The sequence below is a fragment of the Paludibaculum fermentans genome (genome assembly GCF_051172195.1).
Lineage (GTDB): Bacteria > Acidobacteriota > Terriglobia > Bryobacterales > Bryobacteraceae > Paludibaculum > Paludibaculum fermentans_A.
Map to the genome: position 1 here is coordinate 38,584 of NZ_JBPJAQ010000001.1, position 11,294 is coordinate 49,877.

At 61.0% G+C, this 11,294-nt stretch carries 10 protein-coding genes; all 10 read right to left on the reverse strand.

Translation table 11 applies throughout. The features are described from left to right. Positions 1-50: 50 nt before the first annotated feature. Positions 51-944, reverse strand: a complete 894-nt coding sequence (locus ACR9Y2_RS00175; protein WP_435038996.1) for an FkbM family methyltransferase — start codon at positions 942-944, stop codon at positions 51-53. 66 nt (positions 945-1,010) lie between these two features. Then, positions 1,011-2,384, reverse strand: coding sequence for a glycosyltransferase family 4 protein (locus ACR9Y2_RS00180; RefSeq protein WP_435038997.1), 1,374 nt, complete (start codon positions 2,382-2,384; stop codon positions 1,011-1,013). Further along, positions 2,278-3,693: a hypothetical protein gene (locus tag ACR9Y2_RS00185; protein WP_435038998.1), complete on the reverse strand. Its 1,416-nt coding sequence runs from the start codon at positions 3,691-3,693 to the stop codon at positions 2,278-2,280. Before ACR9Y2_RS00185 ends, ACR9Y2_RS00180 begins: the two co-directional genes overlap by 107 nt. Continuing rightward, entirely contained in the window at positions 3,690-4,913 is a 1,224-nt protein-coding gene (locus ACR9Y2_RS00190) for a glycosyltransferase family 4 protein (protein ID WP_435038999.1), read from the reverse strand. Before ACR9Y2_RS00190 ends, ACR9Y2_RS00185 begins: the two co-directional genes overlap by 4 nt. Before the next feature lie 87 nt (positions 4,914-5,000). Further along, positions 5,001-6,410 carry a lipopolysaccharide biosynthesis protein gene (locus ACR9Y2_RS00195; protein ID WP_435039000.1) on the reverse strand — a complete coding sequence of 470 codons (1,410 nt, stop codon included), beginning with the start codon at positions 6,408-6,410 and terminating at the stop codon, positions 5,001-5,003. A 2-nt stretch (positions 6,411-6,412) separates the two neighbouring features. Further along, positions 6,413-7,471: a glycosyltransferase family 2 protein gene (locus ACR9Y2_RS00200; protein ID WP_435039001.1), complete on the reverse strand. Its 1,059-nt coding sequence runs from the start codon at positions 7,469-7,471 to the stop codon at positions 6,413-6,415. Then, positions 7,438-8,478, reverse strand: coding sequence for an NAD-dependent epimerase/dehydratase family protein (locus tag ACR9Y2_RS00205; RefSeq protein ID WP_435039002.1), 1,041 nt, complete (start codon positions 8,476-8,478; stop codon positions 7,438-7,440). The genes ACR9Y2_RS00200 and ACR9Y2_RS00205 overlap by 34 nt, the downstream gene beginning before the upstream one ends. Then, entirely contained in the window at positions 8,478-9,371 is an 894-nt protein-coding gene (locus ACR9Y2_RS00210; RefSeq protein ID WP_435039003.1) for an NAD-dependent epimerase/dehydratase family protein, read from the reverse strand. Before ACR9Y2_RS00210 ends, ACR9Y2_RS00205 begins: the two co-directional genes overlap by 1 nt. A gap of 6 nt (positions 9,372-9,377) precedes the next feature. Continuing rightward, positions 9,378-10,553 (reverse strand): CDP-glucose 4,6-dehydratase, encoded by a 1,176-nt coding sequence (gene rfbG / locus ACR9Y2_RS00215; protein WP_435039004.1) that lies wholly within the window; start codon positions 10,551-10,553, stop codon positions 9,378-9,380. A gap of 5 nt (positions 10,554-10,558) precedes the next feature. Beyond that, the gene (locus tag ACR9Y2_RS00220; RefSeq protein ID WP_435039005.1) at positions 10,559-11,290 is read right to left on the reverse strand and encodes a ferredoxin--NADP reductase; all 732 of its coding nucleotides are present in this window, start codon (positions 11,288-11,290) and stop codon (positions 10,559-10,561) included. Between the last annotated feature and the right edge of the window lie 4 nt (positions 11,291-11,294).

Consider the following 11,294-nt stretch of genomic DNA (forward strand, 5'->3'; position numbering starts at 1 on the left):
CTCCATGCCCCCAAGGTTTGTGCATTGAAGAATATGAAGAACCCGCACGATCACATCTCCCCTTGACCGTAATCGCCGAGAAAGGCCGCGCTCGACTGGGAGACCAGCACGACATCGGTCTGGTTGCGGCGGTCAATGGGCCCTGTCCGAAAGCTGTATTCGCGACCGCGAAAGGGATGGCGCATCAGTGTGGGATGGAGAACGCGATAACCCAGGCGCGCCACCAATTCCTCGAGTTGGTCCACAGAGTCTCCAACCAGGGCCATCCACTCCGGTGTCACTTCGAGGCTGACTACTATGTTTGGCCGTTCCAGTACCTGGAGCATGCCTCGCAGCACCTTCAGCTCGAAGCCCTCGACATCGATCTTGATGAGGACACGGCGGCGACGCAGCAAGTCTTCCTCGATCAGGTCCGATGTTCGTTCGACCTTCACTTCGATCTGATGCTGACCATGCCCGTGATTCACCAGCGAATAGGTACCGCTGTGGAGTTGATCACCGTGGATGCGCATCACGCTGGCGGTCTCTCCGGCGCCAGCGTTTTTCGTGATGACGTTCTTGCGGTGGTTCAAAGCGGTGTGCAACTGGAGAGTCTGAAAGGTCTCCGGATTGGGCTCGATGGCGAGCACTTTCCCGGAGACACCGACGCGCGAGCTGCCTTTCAACGTATGGATGCCGACATTTGCGCCGATGTCGATGAAGGCATCGCCAGCATCGAGCACCCGCTCAATCAGCACATGGTTGAAAGAATCGTAGTAGCGAGCGGGGTAGTAGTACCAGCGTCCGCCCCAGTCCGCCAAATCCACCGAGATGTGCGCACCCAGGCGCTTGTCGTAGAAGACCCGGTATCGCCTGGAGGCATTGTGCCAACGCCGGTCATCCTGGCGTCCTCCGCCGAGTGCAGTCAGCAGCCTGATCTGCCCCAAGGGAAGCCGGGAAATCATAGGCCGCGCCAAATCGCATGCTACTTCACTCAGGAACATTCATCGCCTCGCAATCCGTATGCTCAATCAGGAATTCGCAAACACTTCCGAACACAGCCTGTCTCCGTACTTTTCGACAGTGAACTGGCCGGCTCGCAACAGGGCTGCCTCGGAGGCGGACGGGAGCAGTGCCGGATCGTCCACAAATCTCGTCAGTCGGTCCGCCAGTGCTCGGGGGTCGCGAATGGGGACCACGAACCCTTCCACGCCATCCCTGACGACGCTGCCCGCATTGTTTGTCGTCACGACCGGCAGACCCGCCCGCAGGGCTTCGTAGCAAACGGTTGCGGAACCTTCGCAGAGGCTGGGAAACGCAAAAACGTCAGCCCAGGCAAACTCTTCACCGACCTGCGTGCGTGGAACTGCACCAGTGAGAGTCACGCGCTCGCCCAGCCGCCGCAGCACCTCCGGCGAGAAGCCAGTGCCGCCTACGGCGCGGAACTCGAAGCCGCTTTTCGGCAGCAGTGTGGCGGCTTCGGCCAGATACTGAACGCCTTTCCGCAAGCCGACTGCACCCACGAACAGGACACGCAGGGGCCGGCCGGCCAGTTGTGCACGCACTCGTCCACGAGGCTCGTCATGTCCTACTCCATAGGGAACGACTACACACTTCTGCCAGGGACCACCCACACTGCGAATGCCATCGCGCACAAACTCGGAGCCGCAGACTATGGTCGAAGCTGCGTCCCATTCCGCCTTTTCCCGGGCCACGAGTTCCTCACCACGAAACGCCTCGTCGCTCTGGGCTTCCCAGCCCGCGAACCGCCGGGACTCCTCACGGAGAACAGCCATCTCGAGCTCCAGGGGCGCGATGGTCTGTTCCACAACCCCCTTCAGGTTGCGGGCACCAGCCTGCTGAAGCGCCTCGAGCGCAGCCGTATTGAAGAGGTAGATTGCCTCTCCATCCAGAGCTTTGTCCCGCAGAAGCAACTCGCAGAAGGTGCGGCCGGCCCAGAGGTGAACGATCGCCATCTCCGCCTTGGAACGGGCAGCCCTGCGCCGGCGGGCATACTCCCAGCCAAAGCCAGTGAATGCTCTCACGCGATCCACCGGCACGCCTACGGGTACGCGACCGCGCAATCTATTCATCCAGCGCGGGAGCCTCTCTTCCGGTAGATATCGAAGCAGGCGAGGCCATCCCCGCACGGAGCAGATGTCGGTGTAGAAGTCTTTTAACCGGTTGCGTTCGGACAACACACGCGCCACGGCGTAGTGCATGCGGCTGCCCAATTGCCCCACTGTGATGCCTTCCCGCCGATGCATCAGCGCGTGCCCCCAGGGATCGTCCGTTCCATCAACCAGCCTCGCCGACACGGATTCCACCAGCAGCAGGGGACGCACCTGGCGCGGCCAGGTAGGATTCGAGCACGCGGCGCCGTTTTGCGCGTTGAGAAACAACATGCCAGCGGCCCACGCGGCAGAGGCTGAGCGCCACGACAATGCCCAGGCCCGTGGTGGGCAGCCACGTGATGGGCCACAGCATGGGATTGTTCATCTCTCCAAAGCCGAGCATCGCTGTGGAAACAGAGAGAAACACCTGCGAGACTCCGGAGAAGCGCATGGTGTAGAAGTAGACGAACTGGAGCATGATGCCGGTGAGAAGGCCGCCGAGAATGACTCCGATGGGTCCGGCGATGTAGTAGAGTTTGCCGACAGCACCTGGAGCGGGCCCTGAGAGCAGGCCCGCATCGTTTCTCCAGGTCGCGGTACCAGCGATTTCGTGGACCTGGCTCCATGCCTCGCCTTCGGGATAGATCTTCTCCGGCCAAACGGAGCGAGGAATCGGACGGGTGAGGAGTTCCAGCAGGAGCCGGCCTTTGTTGAAGGCGATGCTGTCCGGCACGTAGGTCACGACAGCGCACGCCATGCTGAATTCGGTGCCTAGCTGCGGTCCGACCATCTCGTCGCCGCGAAAGGAGGCGAAGATGCGATCGAGTCCTTCCTCGACGCTGACGTCGGCGTTCAGCCTACCTCCGAACATGTCGCCGCGGAACGCAGCCGTGAAGCCGACGAGGGCGATGACGCCTAAGCCGCCCAGGATGACGACCGCCGCGGGCGGATTCCGCCGTTCGGTCCCATAGAAACCGCCCATCAGGAGCACCAGCGCGAGAATCACACCAGATCGCGTTCCACTGTAGATGTCCCATATCAACAAAGCCAGGAAGCCGATGAGGACGGGGCGGAAGAGCATTCGATAACGCTGCCCTTGCCGTGAGAGGCAAAGAACGAGGCACAACCCAACGGGGATGAATCCGGTGAGGGCCATTTCATAGCCCGACAGAGCCCCAAAGTCCGTTCCGGTTCTCGATGTCGCCAGAAACCGGCCAATACCGCCGGAGACCGCAATGATGTTTACATAACCGTAGACACCGAGAGCGAGCATGACAACCCCAAGCGCCAGATAGCGATTGCCGATGTCGGGTCCACTGTTGATAGGAGCCCGCTCAGCCGTACGCCGTCCAAACTTCATCCGGTAACCGACGCAGACACATAGCCCCAACAGCACATGGAGGAGGATTGTGTAGCATACGACGGAGTCGCCATAGATCCTGTTCCAAGCATCGAGATGGGTGAAGGATTCGTACACGCCAAACATCAGGTAGAGCGGCCAGAATGTATTGATCGGGTTCAGGAAGTAGAACGACCGCCAAGTGGACAGGTAGAACCATAAGGGGACCGCGACCACCAATGCCAGCGCCAGTTCGGTCACGCCTGACTCCCGCCTGGCCCGCCGGTTCTCTCAGAATTTGCGTAGGTTGGAACGCCCAACACGCTGAAGTCGATGCGGCTCGACTGTTCCGGAGGATTGGTATCCCTAATGGCGGCCTCGATTGTCTGAACTACGCGCGACTCCCAGTTCTCAAAGGCGAAGTGCTGATCAAACACGCCGCGGATGCGGGTACGCTCGAACTGTCCTGCGCGTCGTTCCAGGTCCAACCTGATGAGCCCGGCGGCCACATCGGCAGCCGACTCGGGGTTCACTGCGCGGCCCAAACCGTGCTCTTTCACCAACAACTGCAGTCCGGTGAAATTACTGGTAAGCACGGGGAGTCCGCAGGCCAGGTACTCCGTGAGCCGGCCGGGCGCCTGGAAGAAGTTTCCCAGATCGTTGTTCACATGCAGTAGGATGCCGATGTCACCATTCACAGTGAACTGGAGCATCTTCACGTAGTCCTGCGCTCCGAGGAAGATGATTCTGTCCAGAACTCCGCAGCGGTTGGCCACGGCTTCGATCGTCCGCGTCCGAGTGCTAGTCATGGCCAACTTAAAATGCGGGGGCAGCAGGCTGAGAGCCTCAATCAGAATGTCGGTTGCGCGCAGTGCCGAATGTCCTCCGTGCAGCACGAGAAGGGTCTCGTCCGGTGCGACGCCGTGCAGAGACCTTGTCGCCTCGGAACGGGCAGGAATGGGCCAGACCGAGGGCAGATTGGGGGGCGCCACCATGATGCGGTTGGTTAGTTTGTAGAACGTCTTACAGAGGTAGGCGCGATGATACTCACCATTCAGGTGGCAAGCCGCTTTCCGCGCCAGTGTGCCTTCGAGCGCAAAGCGGATGGGATAGCTGTTTGGATCGAAGAAGTCGTGTGTGTGGTAGATGAGACGCTGGGTGCGACCGCTTCCCAGGTAGCAAAGAGCGGCTCTCGGCGCGATGGCTTGCCCCATGACATAGACGAGATCGTAGGAGCCTAACCGGCCGCGCAACAGCCACCGCAGCAGTTCCGCTTCCCGGCGCAGGCCGTGTCCTGGCGACACATCAATGCGCTTCGCCGGATAGGGCAGGCAGCGATTATAAACGGACGTGGTCGCGCTGGGCGCCACGATGGTGACATCCCAACCGGCGCGAACGAGGCCCGGCAGCGACAACTCCGGGATTGGATTGCGTTCCAGATCCGCGAGTCCTAGATAGAGAAGCCGCTTGTGCTCCGACATCTTAGCTTTCTTTCTCCGTGCAAAATCTGCCTCTTCGGCATCTCGTAATTTCGAGCTGAATCATAGACGACTGCGCTATTGCCGGCATCAGAGCGGCTTGGCGGGGTGCGTCTGCCGGACCGGATGACCAAGCCCCTTGGCCACCATGTGCTGGATGTCCCGCAGCAAGGCTCGGACTTCAAAGCATTGGACCAGATAGCTGCGAATGCTGAATCGCATTCTGCTGGCAGCAATCGCCGCCACGATCAAGGCGAGGCAGGTCTCCCAGGCAAGGATCGCCATTCCAGGCCCCACCAACCCAAAGTTGCGTGCGCAAACTCCGACCATGGTGATGGAAACGCCCGCCGTCACCAGCAGAGGTACGATGGCGAGATGGATCTGGTTGCTCGCCAGTAACAGTACGGAGAATGAGGCTCCGATGACATAGGGAATCAACGACAGCAACAGGAAGGTCATCAAGCGGGGCTCAAAATGCGCCGTAGGTCCGACCCAGATCCGGTAGAGCCTCTCGCCCGCCACAGTTAGCACCGTGATACCCGCTAGTACAATCGCCAACCCGATTTGTGAATTCCGAATCATGATGCGCATGATCAGGCCTTCATTCCGCTGGCCGAGCAGCGCAGGCACTTCCACTGCAATTGCATTGGACAACTGACCCACCACTGACTTCATTCCGTTGGCGACGATGCGCAACGTTTGAAAGGCGCCCACCGCCGTTGACCCCAGCATCGTTCCCAGGACGAGGAGAACACCCTGGTTCTGAAGTGCGTTGACCAGCGGCATGCCTGCGTGTCCGAGGCCGGGGAGGATGTACGGGCGCACCTTGCGGAGGGAAACTCCCTCCAGGGCGAGCGTGAATTGCGGCATGATGCGCCTGCTGTCCCTGAAGACGATGCACAACCAACTCACCTGGGCTAACAACTGAGCGGCCAGGTAGTTGTGCGGTGTGCCGCCCAGAGTTAATGCCGCGGCCCCAGCGGCCAGGTTCATCGCAGACCCCAGGCTGCTCATCATCCCCCACCTGGGATTGGCTCCCGCGCTGCGATAGATGCCGGAGAGCAGAAACCCCTGCTGTAACACGAAGATCTGCACGCATGACCAACCTATGAGGGCTGCGGCCGCAGGGTGCGGCAGGGCCTTCACCCCGAAGGCGCGCCAGTCCACCAGCCAGGCAACGCCCCAACCGATACCCACGAAGCCGAGCGCGGCGCAGATCAGGACGAGCCAGGAGCTGCGATAGAGGTGAATCGCCTCTTCCTCGTGGCCGCCGGCGGTGAGAAACGCCATGCGATTGACCACGGCACCGGCCAGCCCGAAATCCGGCGCGAGCATAACATAGGCAGGAATCGCGGTCAGGATCAGCCATTCGCCGTAGACATTCATACCCCAGGTCCGCACCATCAGAGGCACCAGAACGAGTGGGCCGACGGATGCGATGACGCGAGCCAGGACGCCTGCCAGGACATTACCGGCGATATCTCGAATGATTCGAGCCATGATCAGCTTCGCGCGAACCGGTCTTCGACATCGAGCAGCAAGCGCCGGTTCAGGACGTGTTCCATCAGGCGTACGACCCGGCGTGTCATGGCGGGGAGGGTTTGCCCCGCAGCCGCAAGCATGAGCCACCACGCGGCACGGAGGGAGATTGCTCCGTACTTGCGTTCCACGAAGAGGCGGAACAGCTGCCAGCGCTGGCCATCGCCCAGGGCGAGCGAATCGATGAACAGCCGTGGCGTGCTAAACGTGAACGAGTCGATGGACGAACGGAGACAACTGAGCGCCCGCCGGCTGACGGGCAACTCGAGCAGGGTACGGATACCGATGCATGCATCCAGCTTTGACCAGCGTTCACCTTCGCCGAGGATACCGGACTGCGCGATGGCCCCGGCATGGATCGCCACGCGGTTCGAGCGATTGTCGGCATCAGAGAGGAGCGGGCAAATGAAAGGCGCCCAACTGTAGCTGTACAGGTAGCCGAAACGGAGCCGTGAGAGAAAGTAGGTGCGCTGAAACACGTTTGATGAGAGCGCGATAAAGAAAAGGTTGGGCTCGGCTTCCATCGCCTCGAGCAACCCCGGATAGGTTCCGGGTTTGCGGTGCGCGGGTCCGCCCACAACGGGGAACCACAAATACACCAGATCGCCGCCGGCCCGGATTGCCGCCAACATCTCATCGACGGCATTGGGCAGGACGGCGTCGTCATCACATAACGGCCAGATGTAATCGCCCCGCCCCATCTCGAAGATGCGTAGACTGTTGCCGGCCAGGCCCAGGTTGCCGGCATTGCGGACCACCTGAAGGTGCTCGAAGATTCCCGGACCGAAGGCAGCCTCCAGGGATTCGGCGACTGGCATCGGCGAGCAGTTGTCGAGCACGATCAGTTCGACATCGCTCCGCCGGATCTGCGGTAGCAGACGCTTGATATTCTCCACTACGCAGTCGTTCCTGCGGTAGGTGGGGATCACGATGGAGAGAGTGGGTGCACCGCCTTCACCAGAGGTCCCGGCGGCACTTGCGGACAGTGTTAGCTCACTGGGGCTGTTTCTGACTTGATCCACGCCAGCATCCTTTCCACACCATCGGTGACATTTACCTGAGCCGTCCACCCGGTGGCCGCCTCGATGCTTCTGGTATCGGCAACGAAGTACCGCTGGTCGCTGGCGCGAGCGGGCAAGTGTTCCACGCTGAGCTGGACGCCAGCAGCATCGGCGCTGCGGGACAGCAGCTCCAGAATGGAAAGGCTCTGTGCCGTGCCGCCGCCAATATTGAAGACGCGGCCAGCCACGCTGTCTGCCCTGGCGGCTGCGATGACATAGAGACGGCGCATATCGTCGGCGTGCAGGAGGTCTCGCACCTGTTTGCCATTGCCCGAAACTGTCAGCGGCCTTGAATCGCCGCCCGCCTGGCGCAGCACTTCACGGCAGAACCAGCCTACCCACCCCTGGTCGTAGCTGGCGAACTGGCGTCCGCCGTACATGGAGGAATGCCGAAAGGTGACCGTCCGGACGCCATACATTTTGCAGTAGTCCTGCATGTACTGATCGGCTGCGCCTTTGGAGCAGCCATAGGGAGAAGCGAAGGCCAAAGGGAGCGATTCGTCGAAGCCGTGCGGGTAGTCCGCGGGCTCATAGCGGGTCTCACCCTCATGCAACTCTACCCACTCGAGATCTCCGTAGACTTTGTTGGTCGACGAGTAGAGCACAACCGATTCCGAGCCAGTGTTCCGCACTGCCTCCAATACGTTCAAGGAACCCAGGGCATTGACCTCGAAATCGTAACGCGGATCGCGGAGGCTGGTTGTCATCGCCACCTGACCCGCCAGGTGCGCGATGTACGCCGGCCGTTCTTCGCGAACCAACCGCGCCACCGCCTCGCTATCGCGAATGTCGTCTGTCACCATCCGCCATCCGGAGCCATGGCGTTCGCGAAGCCATTCGCGGTTCTGCGACGAACCCACCCGGCTGAGATTGTCGAGTACAACCACCTCGTGGCCCTGTCCCAGAACTTCGTCGGCGATGTTACTGCCGAGAAAGCCGCAACCACCCGTAATCAGCCATTTCGCCATCAATTCGTCCTCCGTCGCTCTATTTCGATCGTGCGAATGAGCCCCGCGTCCAACCCAACACTGGGCGCCCAACCCAGCACCTGCAATGGGCCGATGTCGGCCTGCGAGTGCATTACTTCACCCGCGCGATAGGGCAGCGCACCGAAGCGTAGCTCCGTGGCGCCGCCGCATGCCGCGTGGATCCGGCGCACGACTGCAGCAAGTTCCCGTGCCTCGCCGGAACCGATGGTGTACTCCGCATAGGGGTGCTTCAAACGCCACAGATTGCTCAAAAGAAGCAGGTAGGCATCCACCGCGTCCTCCACAAACACAAAATCACGTCGCTGCTCACCTTTGGTTAGATCTACGTACGGCTCGTTCCTCAGGAAGGCCTGGATGAGGAACGGGATGAAACCACCGGGATCGTCGTTCGGCCCGTAGATGTGCTCCAGGCGGAGGTTCAGGAAGTGCGGCCCAGGCCCTTCGGCGAATCGCCTGCCGTACTCCAGGAACTGCTTCTTCGATAGCACGTAGTAGTTGAGCCCTTCGGGCAGCACGGTATCCGTATTGATGAATGCGGTGGAATGGCGGCTGGCGAGTTCCAGCAGAGTGAGGGGGTAGACCAGATTCGATTCGACGATGCGCTGGACGGATTCGCCTTTCCGCCCATAACACGTCGCTGAGTGGATTACTATATCGATCTGACGGCGATCAAAGACCTCATTAAGCGAGACCTGGTCGACGTCGACAGCTTCGATCCGGTCCAAAAGATCGGCGATGCGCCACGTACTGGAAGTCGACCGCTTTGCTGCTACGACTGTACAACCGTGCCTGAGTAGGGCTCTCAGCAGGTAGCTACCGAGAAAGCCGGTGGCGCCGCTGAGCAGGACAGTTGGCTTGGCCGGAATGGTCATGACGCTTCAGTCCGCTGCCATTACGCCGCTCGCCGCGGTCCGCAAGCCCCCACCGCTGTTCCGGTACTCGTTCAAGTCGTCGATCAGCAGTAGGCGGGCTCCGCGCCCTTCGCTGCAGGCTCGATACCACCGAACTGTACGAGCCACAGTCTCCTCGAAGTCCCAGCGTGGTGACCAGTCGAGGAGATGGAAGGCTTTGTCCCAAACCAGGTTCAACTTGCCTGCTTCGTGCGGAGCACTTTCTTCGGCTGTTGACTCCCACTCGCCGGGCCAGTGCCGGAGGACTTCGTTTACCAGCGCAGAGACGGGTCGGTTTGAGCTAAGCGCCGGCCCGAAGTTGAAGGGGGAGCCAAGGTATTCCAGCGCAGCATGGTCTGCCTGTAACAGTGCGCCGGCCAGCCTCCAGGCCAACAATAAGTACCCGCCCAGAGGCTCTAGAACGTGCTGCCAGGGACGCGTCGCATGTGGATTCCTCACGCGGAGGATGTCGCCGCGTTCGATGTGACGCATGGCATCCGGCACGATTCGATCCAAAGCCCAGTCGCCGCCGCCGATGACATTTCCTGCGCGCGCCGATGCAACTGCTACTCTCGGTTCCAGTCCAGGCCAGCTCGTGCGCAGGAACGACTGGCGGTAGGAGGCGATCGCCAGTTCGGCCGCAGCTTTGCTCGAACTGTATGGATCGTAACCGCCAAGAGGGTCTTCCTCGCGGTACCCATGCAACCATTCGCGGTTTGCGTAGCACTTGTCGGTTGTCACCATCACCGCCGCGCAGGTGCGTCCCGGCTTCGCCTGATATGCCTCGTTCAGCCGACGCAACCCTTCCAGCACATGCACGGTGCCCATGACGTTCGTCTCGTAGGTCCCCACCGGCTCCGCGTAGGACAATCGCACCAGCGGCTGTGCAGCGAGGTGGAAAACATAGTCCGGCTGGCTGTCCAGCATCAGGTCGATTACCCCGGAATGATTCCGGATGTCGAGAATATGGTGCTGGGTGCGAGTCGCGAGTCCCACCTGGTCAAACAAGGCGGGCTCAGTATTTGGAGGGAGTGCAGCTCCGACGACGTTTGCGCCCAGCTCCAGCAGCCACTCCGACAACCAGGCTCCTTTGAAGCCCGTGTGGCCGGTCACCAGGACGGTCTTGCCGCGGTAGGCACTTTCCCACGAGGACGTCTGGTTCATGTTCGCTACTCCCATGCGTCGATCACCACTTGAGCTGTCTCCGCTCCGAGTTGATCAATCAGAGTCCGCTGAAAACTCCTAATCATCGCCATCGGACCACTGAGGTAGTAGACGGTTCCGTCCGTCCCACCTGTCTCACGAACAATCTGATCCACACTCAAGCGCCCGCCCCGCAAGTCTCCGAAGGCTCCATGTTCGGCCCATAGCTCCGTCCGGAACCCTGGCAGTTCGGATGCGCAGCGCCGAGCCAGGGCCTGATAGATCAGGAGGCCGGGTGTGCGGGCACCGTAGTACAGAGTCACCTGTTTCAGAGGCAACGCGCGAACGTGCAGCGCGTCGTCCATAAAGGCGCAGAAGGGGGTGATCCCTGTACCGCCTGCGATCAGCACAGCCCGCTCGCAGCCGTTGCGGCCTTCAATGCTGAATTCGCCATAGGGGCCTTTGCCCCAGACACTTCGGCCAACCCGGACCTCGCCCAGGATTCGCCGCGTGTAGCGCCCTTGGCGGCTGATGGTCAACTCGAGCGTCCGGCGGTCGGCGACTGCGTTGGCCACTGAGAACACCCGGCTCTCCGGCCAGTAGCCGGAAGGGTCGTATTCATCCAGGGTGAGATGGATAAACTGACCCGGCGTGAAGCGCGGCAGGCGCTTCTCGGAGATGAGCCGAAAGCTCGCCACATCAGCATCGTGCTGTTCGACACGGTCCACCACCGCTTTGAAGTGCACTGGTTGTGCCATCGCA